Origin of the sequence: uncultured Paraglaciecola sp. (assembly GCF_913058035.1) — a bacterium.
GTDB lineage: Bacteria > Pseudomonadota > Gammaproteobacteria > Enterobacterales > Alteromonadaceae > Paraglaciecola.
In genome coordinates this window covers 17,751-34,692 of record NZ_CAJXPA010000027.1, presented here as the reverse complement: position 1 = coordinate 34,692, position 16,942 = coordinate 17,751, and the positions used below count along the sequence as shown (strand labels likewise).

13 protein-coding genes and 1 pseudogene are annotated in these 16,942 nt (G+C 40.6%); all 14 read left to right on the top strand.

Annotated features, from left to right (window positions below):
* Window positions 1-313, top strand: a 313-nt coding sequence (gene uppS, locus QZ562_RS05600; RefSeq protein ID WP_293757840.1) for a polyprenyl diphosphate synthase, incomplete at its 5' end; no start/stop codon positions are given.
* 39 nt (window positions 314-352) lie between these two features.
* A complete protein-coding gene (locus tag QZ562_RS05595) occupies window positions 353-1,216 on the top strand; it encodes a phosphatidate cytidylyltransferase (protein ID WP_293757837.1) in 864 nt (287 codons plus the stop codon).
* Window positions 1,216-2,421, top strand: coding sequence for a 1-deoxy-D-xylulose-5-phosphate reductoisomerase (gene ispC, locus QZ562_RS05590; protein WP_293757834.1), 1,206 nt, complete (start codon window positions 1,216-1,218; stop codon window positions 2,419-2,421). The genes QZ562_RS05595 and ispC overlap by 1 nt, the downstream gene beginning before the upstream one ends.
* On the top strand, window positions 2,418-3,767 hold the full coding sequence (rseP, locus tag QZ562_RS05585) for a sigma E protease regulator RseP (protein WP_293757831.1): 1,350 nt from the start codon (window positions 2,418-2,420) through the stop codon (window positions 3,765-3,767). Before ispC ends, rseP begins: the two co-directional genes overlap by 4 nt.
* A gap of 64 nt (window positions 3,768-3,831) precedes the next feature.
* Window positions 3,832-6,309, top strand: coding sequence for an outer membrane protein assembly factor BamA (gene bamA / locus QZ562_RS05580; protein WP_293757828.1), 2,478 nt, complete (start codon window positions 3,832-3,834; stop codon window positions 6,307-6,309).
* 46 nt (window positions 6,310-6,355) lie between these two features.
* Window positions 6,356-6,870 (top strand): annotated as a pseudogene (locus QZ562_RS05575) (OmpH family outer membrane protein).
* 29 nt (window positions 6,871-6,899) lie between these two features.
* Window positions 6,900-7,934 (top strand): UDP-3-O-(3-hydroxymyristoyl)glucosamine N-acyltransferase, encoded by a 1,035-nt coding sequence (gene lpxD, locus QZ562_RS05570; RefSeq protein ID WP_293757825.1) that lies wholly within the window; start codon window positions 6,900-6,902, stop codon window positions 7,932-7,934.
* 39 nt (window positions 7,935-7,973) lie between these two features.
* Window positions 7,974-8,420, top strand: a complete 447-nt coding sequence (gene fabZ, locus QZ562_RS05565; protein WP_293757822.1) for a 3-hydroxyacyl-ACP dehydratase FabZ — start codon at window positions 7,974-7,976, stop codon at window positions 8,418-8,420.
* 3 nt (window positions 8,421-8,423) lie between these two features.
* On the top strand, window positions 8,424-9,191 hold the full coding sequence (lpxA, locus tag QZ562_RS05560; protein ID WP_293757819.1) for an acyl-ACP--UDP-N-acetylglucosamine O-acyltransferase: 768 nt from the start codon (window positions 8,424-8,426) through the stop codon (window positions 9,189-9,191).
* Window positions 9,192-9,194: 3 nt separating this feature from the next.
* Complete coding sequence (gene lpxB / locus QZ562_RS05555) at window positions 9,195-10,355, top strand: lipid-A-disaccharide synthase (RefSeq protein ID WP_293757816.1); 1,161 nt, start codon at window positions 9,195-9,197, stop codon at window positions 10,353-10,355.
* 31 nt (window positions 10,356-10,386) lie between these two features.
* Window positions 10,387-10,980, top strand: a complete 594-nt coding sequence (gene rnhB, locus QZ562_RS05550; protein ID WP_293757813.1) for a ribonuclease HII — start codon at window positions 10,387-10,389, stop codon at window positions 10,978-10,980.
* On the top strand, window positions 10,981-14,466 hold the full coding sequence (dnaE, locus tag QZ562_RS05545; RefSeq protein WP_293757810.1) for a DNA polymerase III subunit alpha: 3,486 nt from the start codon (window positions 10,981-10,983) through the stop codon (window positions 14,464-14,466). It begins immediately after the preceding gene.
* Window positions 14,467-14,518: 52 nt separating this feature from the next.
* On the top strand, window positions 14,519-15,475 hold the full coding sequence (gene accA / locus QZ562_RS05540) for an acetyl-CoA carboxylase carboxyl transferase subunit alpha (RefSeq protein WP_293757807.1): 957 nt from the start codon (window positions 14,519-14,521) through the stop codon (window positions 15,473-15,475).
* Between the two features lie 83 nt (window positions 15,476-15,558).
* Entirely contained in the window at window positions 15,559-16,926 is a 1,368-nt protein-coding gene (gene tilS / locus QZ562_RS05535) for a tRNA lysidine(34) synthetase TilS (RefSeq protein WP_293757804.1), read from the top strand.
* Window positions 16,927-16,942 lie beyond the last annotated feature (16 nt).

Genomic DNA, 16,942 nt, shown 5'->3' with positions numbered 1-16,942 from the left:
ATGGGACATAGTCAATGCCACTAAAGAATTAATTACACAAGTTCAAGCTGGAAAAATTAATATAGCAGATATCGATGAAGCAACATTTACACGCTTTACCAGCACAGCAAATTTACCGGTAGTCGATTTATTGATCCGCACCGGTGGAGAACAAAGGATTAGTAATTTTCTGCTATGGCAAATTGCCTATGCTGAACTATATTTTTCAGAAGATTTTTGGCCTGATTTTAATGAAGCTGCTTTTCAAGCTGCAGTGCTGGCGTTTACTGATCGTCAGAGACGGTTTGGTAAAATTTCAGAGCAGATAACTTAATATGTGGCAAACCAAAAATAATAAATTTATGAGGCGAATGTGTTAAAACAACGGATTATCACTGCGCTTATTCTTGCCCCTTTGGCATTGTTTGCCATTTTATATTTACCGCTATTTAGCTTTCAAATTATGATTGCCTTAGTTATGGGTTTAGGTGCTTGGGAATGGTCAAGTATGTCGGGAATAACACGTACTTTTACAAAAAGTGCGTATGCAGCGCTAATTGTTGTAATGTGTCTGACGCTTTCAAGCTTGTTACCCAGTGATTTGATCTGGTATCAAGGACAATTAAATACTTTCTATACTTACATACTTACCGTCGCAGCTATCTGGTGGGTAGTGTCGCTGGCGATGATTATTGCCTATCCAAAATTCAGTTCTGTTTGGTATAACAGTAAAATACTCCGAGGGATATTTGGAATTTTAACGTTGATACCTACCTGGGTTGCCGTTGTCTCGTTGCGCACAAATTTATATGACGTTGATCCCTACTACGGTGCATCTCTCATTTTTTATGTGTTAGGTATTGTTTGGGCTGCAGATGTAGGCGCTTTTTTTGTCGGGGTAAAATTTGGTAAACACAAGTTACGTCCCGAGGTTTCGCCGGGCAAAACTTTAGAAGGCCTTATGGGTGGGGTTTTCGCATCTTCCGCCATTATTGCCTTTGCTGCATTGCATTATCAAGTCGACCCTTCTCGCATATGGTTACATATAATGGTTGGTGCATTGACTGTCGGCGTGTCTGCTTTAGGTGATTTAAACGAAAGTATGTTTAAACGCTGTGCTGGCATAAAAGATAGCGGAAAGTTATTGCCTGGACATGGCGGCGTAATGGATAGAATTGATAGTTTGACGGCTGCCTTTCCTGTTTTTGCATTTTGTTACATTATCTGGATGGCCTGATGCAAAAAGTCAGTATTTTGGGTGCAACGGGGTCAATAGGAAAAAGTACTCTTGATGTTTTACTGAAACATCCAGAGCTATTCAGCGTGTATGCGTTGACGGCAAACAACAATATTGAAGTATTGTTGCAAATGGCTCGATTATGTTCGCCTGAATATGTGGTGATAGCGGATCCAACGCAATTTAAACAAGCTAAAAAACTATTTTCGGACGGGCAATTAACATGCGAAGTCTTAGCGGGTCACGAGGCGCTTGCGCAAGTAGCCAGCGCTTCAGAGGTCGATGTGGTGATGGCTGCAATAGTCGGTGCCGCTGGATTAATGTCTACATTAGCTGCGGTAGAGGCAGGTAAGAAAGTATTATTAGCTAATAAAGAATCATTAGTTATGTCCGGTGATTTATTTATTCAAACCGCCAACCGATACAACGCCCAAATTCTTCCTATAGATAGTGAACACAATGCTATTTTTCAATGTTTACCTACTGAGTTTAAGTACGGTGATCTAAGTTCTTCAGGGATCAGCAAAGTACTTTTAACAGGATCTGGTGGTCCATTTTTAACCACTCCTTTAAATGAATTACATCATGTGACGCCAGACCAAGCATGTGCTCATCCCAACTGGGACATGGGTCGCAAGATATCAGTTGATTCGGCTACTATGATGAACAAAGGTTTAGAGTTTATTGAAGCTAGGTGGTTATTTGGGCTTAAAGCATCTGATATTCAAATCGTGTTACATCCACAAAGTATTATACACTCCATGGTACAATACATAGACGGTTCTGTGTTGGCTCAAATGGGCAACCCAGATATGCGAACACCTATTGCCCATGCATTGGCTTTTCCTGAAAGAATCGAATCTGGTGTTCTTCCCTTAGATTTTAATCAATTAGCAAACTTTACTTTTACTGAACCAGAAACGGAGCGTTATCCCAACCTTGCACTAGCTATACAAGCAAGTTCTGCCGGGCAATACGCTACCACTACAATCAACGCAGCAAATGAAGTGGCTGTGGAAGCTTTTTTACAGGGGCAAATTAGTTTTATGCAAATCGCGCAAGTGAATGACGAATGTTTACAGCAAACATCTTCGCATAGCTTAAAGACTATCGAAGCGGTGCTTGAAAGTGACAAGTCTGCTCGTAGACTAAGTATCAATATCATTGAAAAGCTGAGTCACATTGCGCAGAGGATTAATACTTGAGTTTCATTATTAATGTGGGTTCTTTTATTGTCGCTTTAGGTATTTTAGTTGCCGTGCATGAATGGGGACACTTTTGGATTGCTCGCAGATGTGGGGTCAAAGTAGAAAAATTCTCTATCGGTTTTGGCAAAGCTCTCTGGCGTAGAACAGATAAATTAGGAACAGAATTTGTCATAGCGGCTATCCCACTTGGCGGCTACGTAAAAATGCTCGACGAGAGAGTAGGCGATGTAGCTGAAGAAGATTTACCCTATACTTTTAACCGTCAACATGTGCTTAAACGCATCGCTATTATTGCTGCAGGTCCAGCTGTAAATTTTCTATTCGCTATCTTTGCCTTGTTTATTATGTATCTAGTTGGCTTACAAACAGTCAAGCCCGTTGTGGGTAGTATTGAACCAGAGAGTATTTTTAGCCAAATTAATATCCCTCAAAATGCAACATTAACACAAGTAGGCCCTCGAAAAGTAGTCGACTGGGAAGATGTGGCTTATGAATTTATGTCGTTTATTGGACATGATGAGATGATGGTTAAATGGACTGACGAAAATAATACATATGAAAAGTCAGCCACAATCAATATAAGTCAGTGGGAATTTGATCCAGATAAAACATCAGTTTTTGCTAGTTTAGGTCTCACCCCATTTCGTCCACAAGTACTTAGTGTACTGGGATACATAGAAGATGGTTCCGCAGCACAGCGTATTGGATTTCAGGCAAATGACAAAATTCTGAGTTTAGATGGAACTAGTATGCAAAATTGGGAACAAATAGTGGGTTATGTTTCCACAAGACCCGAGCAAACTGTTTTAGTTGACGTGCTTAGAAACGGACAAGTTATAAATTTAAGTGGCACTATTGGTAGTAAGACTGATGGACAGAATACAAAGGGATATATGGGTTTTACTCCAACTCTAGAGCCTTGGCCTGAGGGTGTAGTGTTTGTTCATCAATACGGTGTAGGTAAAGCACTTACTAAAGCAATGGATAAAACATGGCGTATGATGACGCTCAGTGTTGAAATGCTTGGTAAGTTAGTGACAGGTGACGTGTCAGTGAAAAATTTGAGTGGTCCGATTGCGATTGCTCAAGGTGCAGGTATGAGTGCTAGTTTAGGATTAGTGTACTTTTTAGGCTTTTTAGCGTTGATTAGCGTTAATTTGGGCATAATTAACCTTTTACCTTTGCCTGTGCTTGATGGTGGCCACTTACTCTATTACTTTATAGAACTTGTTAGTGGCCGGCCCGTTCCAGAGTCAGTACAAGAAGTAGGTTTTAAAATCGGTGGCGTTTTGCTACTGCTGCTAATGAGCATCGCGATAGTAAATGATATTGCGCGTTTATAATTTTTATCGAACGATGTGACCATGCACAACACAAATATTGTGCATTTAGGAAGAATATTAATAAATGAAGTTTAAACAGTTAGTTGTTGCCGGATTAATGCTATCCATTGCTAGCTTCGCAAAAGCAGCCCCGAATAGTGAATTTGTCGTTCAAGATATCAGAATTGAAGGTTTGCAGCGTGTTGCGTTAGGTGCAGCGTTGACTTATCTGCCTGTTACCGTTGGCGATGAGATGAATAGTTTTAGGATTTCACAGCTTATTAGGTCTATGTATTCTTCAACCCATTTTGAAAAAATACAAATTTTCCGTGATGGGAATACATTACTTGTTAAAGTTGCCGAGAGACCAACTATCAGCAATATTGTGTTCGAAGACAATGATGATATTAAAGACGAGCAACTTCAAGGAAGTTTAAATGACGCTAACATTTTAGTAGGCGAGCCTTTAGACAAGACAGTTCTGACTTCGATTGAGAATGGTTTAAAAGATTTCTTTTACAGCATAGGCAAGTACAACGCCGACGTGACAGCAATTATTACACCTCTTCCTAGGAATCGAGTCGATTTAAAATTGTTATTCGAGGAAGGTGATTCAGCAAAAATCCAACAAATTAACATCGTTGGTAATGACACCTTTAACGATCCTGAGTTGTTAGAACTAGTTGAATTAAAGTTTGATACACCTTGGTGGGACTTTTTATCAGAAACCCGTTATCAGAAACAAACGTTAACTGGCGATATGGAAACTATCACTAGTCATTACAAAGACCGTGGTTATTTACGTTTTAATATTGATTCTACTCAAGTATCTATGACGCCTGATAAAACAGGGATATACGTGACTTTGAACGTAGACGAGGGTGAACAATATACTATCTCTGATGTGGAGTTAATCGGGGATTTGTTAGGCTATGAAGATTATATTAAACTAGTGCTTCCGTTAACGTCAGGTGAGTTGTATAACCAAGCTGAAGTCACTTATACCGAAGAATTTATCAGTAAATACTTAGGTCGTTATGGTTATGCTTATCCTACTGTTACTACAATTCCTGATATTAACGAGGAAGATAAAACGGTAAAATTAGTCCTGTCTGTTGATCCTGGCAAACGTATTTATGTGCGACGCATTAATTTTGCAGGTAATAATGGAACTGCCGATGAAGTGCTTCGCCAATCAGTGTCTCAAATGGAGGGTTCTTGGTTATCGAATGCTTCATTAGAGTCATCAAAAAATAGCTTGTCCCGATTAACCTACATGGAAAATGTAGACTTTGAAACCGTCCGGTTACCCGGCGAAGAAGATAAAGTCGATGTTAATTTTACGGTTAAGGAACAGCCCTCTGGCGCCTTTAACGCTGGAATAGGTTATGGCGATCGTACTAAACTAAGTTTAAATGCTGGAATTCAGCAAGATAACTTCTTAGGAACAGGTAAACGTATTGCTTTTAATATCAGTACAGTTTCTTATCAAAAGAGTGTGCAGTTATCCTACACAGACCCATACTTCACTATAGACGGCATCAGTTTAGGTGGTTCTGTGTCATATAGTGAATTTGACGGTAGCTCTGCCAACCTGATTCAATACAACAGTAAACAATTTTCTGTAGGCAGTAATATTGGTTATCCTATCAACCAATTTAACCGGATTAACTTTGGACTCACTTACAGCACAGTTGAGTTATTCCAAAACCAACCTTTTGTACAAACTACACGTTTCAATAATCAATTTGTTGATCCAAATAACCCAGATGCGGCGATTAATTACGATAGTTTTTTAGCTTCGATCGCTTGGTCACGCAGTACACTTAACCGTGGTGTATTTCCTACCGCAGGCTCTTCACAACGTGCATCCTTTGCCATCACAACACCAAACTCAGACGTGAATTACTTCAAGACAGAGATAGATGGAAAGTGGTATTTCCCATTGTCGCGAAACCAACGCTGGTCTTTCTTAGCGCGTTTGAAAATGGGTTATGGTAATGGTTACGGGGATGTAGGTGGTATTGATCAAATATTACCTTTCACACAACATTTTACGGCTGGTGGTGCAGACTCACTTAGAGGTTTTGAGAATAATACAGTAGGACCTAGAGGATTACAGACAACACCAGCAACAGTTGTTACTGATCCGAACGGTAAAGTGATTTTAGGTAATGATGTAAACGATACTATATCGATTGGTAATCGTTCATTGGGTGGTAATGCCATGATATTAGGCGGTATTGAGTTAATTGTGCCCACCCCTTTTGTTGATATCGACTTTGATAATTCTGTTCGAACTAGTTTATTTGTTGACGCAGGTAATGTGTGGGATACAGAATTTGATTATGACCGTTATAAAAATCTAAATGTGAATACATCGTTCAACAATGATGGGTTAATTGATTATAGTGATCCAACACTCTATAGAGCATCTGGCGGACTTTCTGTACAATGGTTATCTCCAATGGGACCAATGGTGTTTAGTTTCTCGAAAGTAATAGAAGAAAGAGAGGGTGATGATTCTAAATTTTTCACTTTTAATATTGGCCAGACATTTTAATTTCTGGTTAGCAAATCGTCCATAGAACAACAAGTAGGAGTTATTTTTGAAAAAGTTTACTAAAAGTTTAATTGCAGGTGCATTATTAACCTCGGCTATGAGTAGTTCAGCGGTGTTTGCAGAACAAAAAATTGGTGCAGTTAATGTGCAGGGGATTTTTCAAGCTATGCCTCAAGCGGCTAGCATTCAAGCATCTATCGCGGCAGAATTTAAAGATAAGACCGAAGAAGTAAGTCGTCTAGAAAAAGATATTAAATATTACCTTGAAAAAACCAGCGTGATGCTGCCACTATGAGTACGAAGCAAAAAACTGAGCTTGAAGGACAAATTATTTCTTTACGTGAAGAATACACAGCTAAAGCACAACCTTTACAGAAAGAAATTCAAAATCGTTTACAAGAAGAACAGAACAAATTGCTGGGATTGATTAAGCAAGGCATTGATGCAGTAGCGGCAAAAGAAAAATATGATGTTATATTGAATGCTAATTCTGTGGCTTTTATCAATCCAGATAATGACATTTCTAAATTAGTATTAGACCAAGTTGGTAAAACCAACTAAACCGCTTTAGTGGTTCGAACGGAGGCATTTTGAGTCACGCAATTAGTCTTTTTCAATTAGCTCAGAAAATAGGTGCCCAGTTGCACCTATCTGGAACTGATACTCAAGATACGATCATTAGTGGTTTATCTACTCTAGTGAAAGCTGGCAAAGGTCAGATCTCATTTTTGTCGAATAACAGGTATCGTAACCAACTTCAGGATACGAAAGCGCAAGCAGTTATTTTGCATCCAGACGAATTATCCCATTGCAGTTGTTCCGCTCTTGTCATGACTAACCCTTATGTAGGGTTTGCCAAGGCGGCACAATTACTCGACACTACTCCTCAACCAGCGCAGGAGATTTCATCTCACGCAGTGATTGGCGAAAATGTTGACTTGGGTATAAACGTTAAAATTGGTGCAAATGCGGTTATTGAGGCTGGAGCAAAGCTTGGAGACAATGTTGTCATTGGTCCGGGTTGTTTTGTTGGCAAAGGTGCTCAGTTAGGTGCAAATAGTAAGCTGTGGGCCAATGTGACTATTTATCATAACGTCATAATGGGTACAGATTGTTTGGTGCAAGCTAACACAGTGATCGGCAGCGATGGATTTGGTTATGCTAATGACAATGGTCAGTGGATCAAAATACCTCAGCTCGGCAGTGTTGTCATAGGCAACAGAGTAGAAATTGGTGCCAGTACTACAATAGACCGAGGCGCGCTAGACAACACTATTTTGGCTGACGGCGTGATCATCGATAATCAATGTCAAATTGCTCACAACGTTGAAATTGGTGAAAATACTGCAATGGCAGCTTGTTCTGTGATTGCAGGAAGTACTATTATTGGTAAAAATTGCAGCATGGCAGGTTTAGTCGGCATTAATGGTCACATTTCTATTTGCGACAATGTAATTTTTACTGGTATGAGTATGGTCACTAAAAGTATTTCAGAACCTGGCGTTTATTCGTCTGGTATGCCTGCTTCCGGCAACAGAGAATGGCGTAAAAACATGGTGGCATTAAGAAATATCACTGGTCTTAATCAACGTGTCAAAGCATTGGAGAAAAGCCAGCAGCAGTAGTGATTTAGCTACCGACTGGTTAGTTTAGGAGAACACCTTTTGTCTAAAAATGTAAACACTCTTGAAATAGAAGATATCATGGAGTTGCTACCCCATCGTTATCCGTTCTTGTTGGTAGATAGAGTGACAGACTATACTCTGAATGAGTCAATATCTGCTTATAAAAATATCACCTTTAATGAACCTTGCTTTACAGGGCATTTCCCGGGTAAACCTATTTTCCCAGGCGTTATGATACTCGAAGCATTAGCCCAGGTTGCTGGTGTGTTGGGTTTTAAAACGTCAGGTAATTCTGACGACCTGTATTTATATGCTGGTGTGGACAAAGCACGCTTCAAAATGCCTGTTGTTCCCGGTGATCGCATGGACATGGAAGTGAGATTGATCAAAGAGCGTCGCGGGATTTGGAAGTTTCACGGTGTGGCAAGCGTTGACGGTAAAGCTGCATGTGAAGCTGAATTTATGTGTGCCATGAGGAGAATGTAACAGGTGATACATTCCACTGCCATTATCCATCCCTCTGTCAAATTGGGTGAAAATGTCTCAATTGGTGCTTTTTGCTTGGTTGATGCAAATGTCAGCATAGACGATAACACTGTGCTTGAATCTCATGTGGTTGTGAAAGGCAAAACCAGCATAGGAAAAGGTAATCACATATATCAGTTTGCCTCTGTTGGCGAAGATTGTCAGGATAAAAAGTATGCTGGCGAACCGACCGAACTAATCATAGGTGATAACAATATAATTCGTGAGTCGGTGACAATCCACCGAGGCACCGTTCAAGATCAAGGTGTCACTAGAATAGGCTCTAATAACTTATTAATGTGTTTTGTGCATGTTGCCCATGATTGTGTCATTGGTGATAATAGTATATTGGCCACAGGTGCTACATTGGCAGGCCATGTACATATTGGCAATTGGGTTATCATGGGAGGCTTGACCGCTGCTCACCAATTTTGTCATATTGCCGACCATAGTTTTATTGGTGGCGGAGCCATCATATTAGCTGACGTGCCGCCTTTTATTATGGTGGGAAATAATGGTGAGCCTCGGGGTATCAACTCTGAAGGATTAAAGCGTCGTGGTTTTTCCAGTGAAACGATTATGCAAATTAAACGCGCTTATAAAATTTTGTACCGTAACAATTATAGAGCTACCGAAGCAGTTGAAAAACTAAGGGAATTATCTGATGATACCCAAGACGTTAAACGTATGGCTGACTTCGTTAATCGCTCTTCCCGAGGCATTGTTCGCTAAATCATGAGCGAGAAATTACTCAAAGTAGGGATCATCGCTGGCGAAGCTTCAGGCGATATTCTTGCCGCTGGTCTTATCAAACAACTCAAAAAACACTACCCAAATGCTATATTTGAGGGCATTGCTGGGCCAAAAATGCAGGCCCAAGGCTGTCAGAGCTTATTTGATATGGAAGAGTTATCAGTGATGGGATTGGTTGAGGTCTTATCAAGGATCCGCAGACTGTTGTTTGTTCGCAAGTCTATGTTGAAACACTTTCTCGCTAATCCTCCTGATGTATTTATTGGGGTTGATGCGCCCGATTTTAATTTAGGACTAGAATTAAAACTCAAAAAGCAGGGTATTAAAACTGTACAGTATGTCAGCCCTACAGTATGGGCTTGGCGTGAAAAGCGTATTTTTAAGATAGCTAAGGCTACCCACCTGGTATTAAGTATTTTTCCTTTTGAAAAACAGGTTTACGACAATCATCAAATTCCTTGTGAGTTTGTTGGTCATACTATGGCTGATGACATTGCTATCAAACCAGATAAAAAAAGAGCTCGTCAATCATTGCAACTTAAAGACGATTCTATTGTTTTAGCCGTTTTACCTGGCAGTAGAAAACGTGAGGTAGACACATTGCTTGATGTGTTTATGCAATCTTGTTTACTATTGAAGTCAGATATACCTGGGCTAAAAGTGTTAATTCCGGTGATTAATCGTCAGCGCAAAGACCAAGTTGACGATTATATTCAGACACATAAACATGACTTATCTATTCAGGTTGTCATTGGTCATGCAAGAAACGTGATGATTGCGTCTGATGCCGTATTATTAGCATCTGGCACCGCTACCTTAGAAGCGATGTTATGCAAAAAAAATATGGTGACGGCTTATAAACTCAGTGGTTTAACTTATCAAATGATGAAATGGTTATACAAGGCCAAATATTTTGCTTTACCTAATGTGTTGGCAAATGAAAAATTAATTCCGGAGCTGTTACAAGATGACGTGACTCCGCAGAATATCAGCGAATTACTATTACCTATGTTGACCACACAAAAAGATGAACAACAACAAGTCCTTATTTCAAAATTTCAAACTTTGCACGAATCACTTAAAAAAGATGCTGATGCGCAAGCAGCGATAGCTGTAGCTAATTTGATTGAGCAACAGCCATGAGCGGGTTAACAGCCATGAGCAGACTAAGAACATGAACCATTTTATTGCCGGTGTTGATGAAGTAGGCAGGGGGCCCTTAGTTGGTGATGTAGTAACCGCGGCAGTTATTCTTGACCCGCGTTATAAAATCATTGGTTTGGCTGACTCAAAAAAATTATCTGAAAAAAAACGAGGGAGCTTAGCTACACAAATTAAACAATATGCATTGGCGTGGTCGATTGGTCGTGCTAGCCCGCAAGAAATAGATGAGTTAAATATTCTACAAGCCACTATGTTAGCTATGACCAGAGCGGTACAGGCATTGTCAATTCAACCAACTCACGTGATGGTTGATGGCAATCGTTGTCCCAAATGGGGCTATTCAAGCGAAGCGGTAATTAAAGGCGACGGTTTAATTGCTGAAATATCTGCTGCTTCTATTATTGCAAAAGTAACGCGTGACAAAGAAATGTTAATCATGGACCAACAATATCCAGAATATGGTTTCGCTAAACATAAAGGTTACCCTACGCCATTCCATTTGGCTAAGCTCGCTGAGCTTGGGCCACTCCCTCAATATCGAATGAGTTTTAAGCCGGTGCAGCAGTCTCTTGCTATGCGTGACGGCCAGTTAGCAGGCTCTTAAATGACAGAACAATTACACAACTCAGCAGTCAAATTTGTCCACTTGCGGGTGCATAGCGATTATTCCATGTTAGATGGGCTAAATAAGGTTAAACCCCTTATTGCTCAGGTAAAAAAACTAGATATGCCTGCCGTGGCAATCACAGACCAAATGAACATGTGTGGTTTGGTTAAATTTTATGGTCAAGCCCATGATAATGGTATCAAGCCTATCGTTGGTGTTGATTTTTGGGTGCAAAGCGATGAGTTAGATGGTGCTTTGTTTCGCCTTACTTTGTTGGCAATTGATAACAAAGGTTACAAAAACATTACTCTTTTGATATCTAAAGCATACTTACGCGGCAGTGTTAAAGACAGAGCTGTAATAGATAAGGCTTGGTTAGTCGAGTATAGCCAAGGCGTGATCATATTATCCGGTGGTAAAGCTGGCGATCTGGGTATGTTGTTAGCTAAGGGCAGTACTGATATAGCCAGTCAGGCTACCCAGTTTTATGTGCAAAACTTTCCAGATAGATTTTATCTTGAATTGACTCGAACAGGTAGGGCTGGAGAAGAAGATTATGTTCATCAAGCGGTAGATTGGGCGCAACAGTTTGACTTACCAGTTGTGGCTACAAATGAAGTTTGTTTTGTTGATAGAGAAAACTTTGATGCCCATGAAATTCGTGTTGCCATTCACGACGGTTATACATTAAACGACCCTCGCAGGCCCAAAGAATACAGTGATCAGCAATATTTACGGACGGCTGAGGAAATGTTGGCGTTATTTTCTGACATCCCAGAAGCCATTCAAAATACTGTGGAAATTGCTAAACGCTGCAATGTTACCGTCCAGCTTGGCACTTATTTTTTACCTGACTTTCCTACTGAAGGTATGGATATCAAAGACTTTTTGGTCAAGGTATCTAAGGAAGGTCTGGAAAGACGTCTAGCGTTTTTATTCCCTGATGAGCAAGTACGCTTAGAAAAACGACCTCAGTATGATGAACGCTTAGACATTGAGCTAGTGGTCATTAATCAAATGGGATTCCCTGGTTATTTCTTAATCGTCATGGAGTTTATTCAGTGGAGTAAGGATAATAATATTCCTGTTGGCCCTGGGCGTGGGTCAGGCGCTGGATCATTAGTGGCTTATGCATTAGATATTACTGATCTCGATCCACTTGAATATGATTTGTTATTCGAAAGATTCTTGAATCCTGAACGCGTATCTATGCCAGATTTCGATGTTGATTTCTGCATGGACAGGCGTGATGAAGTGATTGACCACGTTGCAGAAATGTATGGACGTGATGCTGTGTCTCAGATTATCACTTTTGGCACTATGGCTGCAAAAGCCGTGGTGCGAGATGTGGGTCGAGTATTAGGTCACCCTTATGGTTTCGTTGACCGTATCTCCAAACTTATTCCTCCCACTCCTGGCATGACACTTGAAAAAGCCTTTCTTGAGGAACCTCGTTTACCCGAGTTATATAATCAAGATGAAGATGTCAAAGAACTGATCGACATGTGTCGTATTCTAGAAGGTTGTACTCGTAACGCGGGTAAACATGCTGGTGGAGTAGTAATCGCTCCTACACTGATCACTGATTTTGCACCGCTTTATTGTGATGATGAAGGCAAAAACCCGGTTACTCAGTTTGATAAAAACGATGTTGAGACCGCAGGGCTAGTTAAGTTTGATTTCTTGGGGTTACGCACACTGACCATTATTCAGTGGGCGACCGATATGATAAAACAGGGTAAAGGCATTGATATTGATATCAGCGCCATCCCTCTAGTCGATGCAAAATGTTTTAGGGTACTGCAAAATGCAGAGACCACTGCGGTATTCCAGCTTGAATCCCGCGGTATGAAAGAATTGATTAAACGTCTTAAACCAGACTCTTTTGAAGATATCATTGCTCTGGTTGCTCTGTTTAGGCCAGGCCCATTGCAATCAGGCATGGTAGATAACTTCATTGACCGTAAACATGGTCGCGAAGAAGTTTCTTATCCTGATGCAGAATACCAACACGAGTGTCTCAAAGAAATTCTACAGCCGACTTACGGTATTATCCTGTATCAAGAGCAGGTCATGCAGATTGCTCAGGTTATGTCTGGTTATAGTTTGGGTGGTGCCGATTTATTACGCCGTGCTATGGGTAAAAAAAATCTAGAAGAAATGGAAAAACAGCGTGAGTCGTTCGAGACTGGAGCCAAAGAAAACGGTATCGATCCGACTCTTGCCATCAAAATTTTTGACTTAGTAGAAAAGTTTGCTGGGTATGGTTTTAACAAGTCACACTCTGCCGCTTACGCGTTAGTTTCTTATCAAACCTTATGGCTTAAAACTCATTACCCCGCTGAGTTTATGGCTGCCGTTATGTCTGCAGATATGGATAATTCAGATAAAATTGTGACCTTAGTTGATGATTGTAACCGTATGGGGCTGACTATTTTACCGCCTGATGTGAATGCTGGTAGCCATAAATTTGCTGTTGATAATGAAGGGCGTATTGTCTATGGAATAGGTGCAATTAAAGGTGTGGGTGAAGGTCCGATCGGCGCTATTATTGAAGCGCGTGAAAAAACCGGTAAGTTTAGCGACTTATTCGATTTTTGTGCCAAAATTGATTTAAAACGTATCAATAAACGTATATTAGAAAAATTAGTTTTGGCGGGCGCTTTAGATAATTTAGGACCTCATCGTGCGTCAATCATGTCTTCATTGCCTGACGCTTTGGCTGCCGCAGGCCAACATGCCAAGAATAAGACATCGGGGCAATCAGACATGTTTGGTTTGTTGACCAATGAACCCGAACAAGTAAAGCAAGCCTTTGCTGATGTCCCCCCTTGGCCAGATAAAGTCTGGTTAGACGGTGAAAAAACCACGTTAGGGCTCTATCTTACTGGACACCCCATTAATCAGTACCTGAATGAAATCAAACATTATGCGCCTTGCCGTTTAATTGACCTTAAGCCAACAAATAGAGACCAAACCTCTTTTGCAGTGGGTCTGGTATTAGGCGTTAGAGTGATGACCAATAAACGCGGCCGTCGTTGGGCGTTAGTCACACTCGATGATAAAAGTGCCAGAGTAGATGTTCGTTTTTTCCCCGATATGCTTGAACAATATGAGGAATTGTTGCAAGAAGACAAAATATTGGTGATAAGTGGACAGGTCAGCTTTGATGAATTCTCTGGTGGCAATACAATGTCTGCCCGTGATGTAATGGATTTAGTTCAAGCCCGTGAGAAAAATGCCAAGGGTTTGCAAGTACGTTTGGAATCAAGCTGGTGTAACCCTGTAACCGTGGCTAAAATAAAAACTATTTTACAACCACACCAAGGTGGAAGTTGTCCGGTTCAGATACATTATGTGCATCCAGATGTGAAAGTAAATTTAACCCTGGGCGCACAATGGTACGTTACTCCCCAAGATGAGTTACTATATGACCTACAACAGCTATTGGGTAAACCTCAAGTTGACTTAGAGTTTCATTAATTTTTTTATAAAATTGAATGAAAATCTGCAAACAATTATTATTAGGTGTTCAATGAGTGTAAATTTTTTAGAGTTCGAAAAGCCTATCGCTGAATTAGAAGCGAAGATTGAAGAGTTGAGACTAGTCAATCAAGGTGGTGAATTTGATCTCAATATCGAAGAAGAGATTACCAAGCTTCGAGAAAAAAGTGCCGAGTTAAGTCGGAAAATTTTTGCAGACTTAGGCGCATGGCAAATCTGTCAAATAGCTCGTCATCCAATGCGTCCATATACCTACGATTATGTGGAACGTATCTGTACTGATTTTGATGAGCTTTCTGGTGACCGAGCGTTTGCAGATGACAAAGCTATAGTCGGAGGTTTAGCCAACATTGATGAGCAACCAGTGATGATCATTGGCCATCAAAAAGGCCGCGATACTAAAGAAAAAATAAAGCGTAATTTTGGTATGCCTAAACCTGAAGGTTATCGAAAAGCACTACGTCTCATGGAAATGGCCGAACGTTTTAATATACCTATTATTACTTTTATTGATACCCCAGGAGCATATCCTGGTGTAGGTGCAGAAGAGCGTGGCCAAAGTGAAGCTATCGCTCGAAACTTAAAAGTCATGTCTGGCTTAAAAGTCCCTATCATATGTACTGTAATTGGCGAAGGTGGTTCAGGTGGTGCATTGGCTATTGGTGTGGGTGACAGAGTAAATATGCTGCAATACAGCACCTACTCGGTTATATCGCCAGAAGGTTGTGCTTCTATACTGTGGAAAAGTGCTGAAAAGGCTCCACAAGCTGCCGATGCTATGGGTGTCAGTGCGAGTCAAATCAAAGAGTTAGGATTGATCAATCAGATTGTGAACGAACCACTAGGTGGTGCTCATAGAGACCATGACAGCATGGCCTCTAATTTAAAAGCCACGCTTAAACAGCAACTGGCTCAGCTTTGCAGTCTATCTACCGAAGAATTGTTAGCTCAACGTTATGCACGGTTGATGTCTTTTGGTTATTGTTAAATAATAAAGCCAGTAATATGTAGATAAACTGTATAAAGCCATCTAAAAGATGGCTTTTTTGTTATTAGGGGTTATAAGTCATTATGTTAGTTTTGAATGCACTTAAACAACATCTAAGTTGTGAGCCACTTTTGTCGGCCACTCATGTTGTTGTGGCTTACAGTGGTGGTGTCGATTCCCATGTGTTATTGCACGCTATTCACAATTTAAAGCAACAGGACCATTTCAACTTTTGTCTCAGTGCTATTCATATTCATCACGGTATAAGCCAAAACGCAGATAAGTGGCAAACACATTGTCAGCAGGTTTGCGCCACCTTAGACATTGAATTTCAAACTGCTAATGTAAACGTACAAAGCGCACCAAGGCAAAGCCTTGAAGCACAAGCTAGAGAGGCACGTTACAACAAGTTAGCTGAATTAGCGCCAGCTAATAGTCAAGTGTTACTAGGACAACATCAAGATGACCAACTTGAAACTTTTTTATTGCAGCTAAAACGAGGTGCTGGGCCTAAAGGTCTGTCTGCGATGAATCGCACGTGGATTTCAGATTATCTATTTCAACCAGATAAACAAGTCGGGTTCTACCGACCGCTGCTAGATACCAGACAACAAGCTATCTTGGACTATGCACAACAACATAAATTGTTATGGTGTGAAGACGAGTCTAATCTAAACACTGATTTTGAGCGTAATTTCTTACGTCATGATGTCTTGCCTATTTTACAAAGTCGTTGGCCTGAAATTTCTCGTTCAGTCAGTCGCAGTGCTGCATTGTGCGCCGAACAACAACATTTATTAGATGAAGTCTGTGAGAAAAAGCTCAAGCAAATACAAGCGTCACCTTATAGTCTGCATCTACCTGCCCTTCAGCTGTTAAGTCAATCATGGTTACATCAGTTGGTGCGTTATTGGTTATCTGAACTTGGTATTCAAAGCCCTTCTTTAGTGGTGTTAAATCAACTCAAGCAAGAGGTACTTGATGCTGCAGAAGACGCATCACCTATTTTGCAATGGAACGGTTGGCAGTTTAGGCGTTTCAACCAAATGCTTTTTGTGATTGCTGTTAAGCCATTGATTAATAAACAAGTATTGATTTGGAATGGTGGATCCCAGATGGAGCTTCCTTCAGATATGGGCACACTGCACTTCAGAAAATGCTCTGAACCCAATAGCAACAACCTGACACTCGATTCAAAAGCTGGCGACATCAGTATTCAATTTGGTGGTTATTCACAACGTTTTACCCCGAAAGGGGCAGCGCACAGCAAACCATTAAAACAATGGTTTAAGCAATGGCAGATCCCGCCTTGGGTGCGAAACCAAGTGGTGTTGTTGAGACAAAATGATCAACTGCTAGGAATTTTGATGCACGCAAAGTGGCTACCATCACAAGATTATATTCCAGCCACTGGAGAGGTTGTAGCTATTGAGTTTGTTAGCTCTCCCTAAAGGAGGGATGATATCA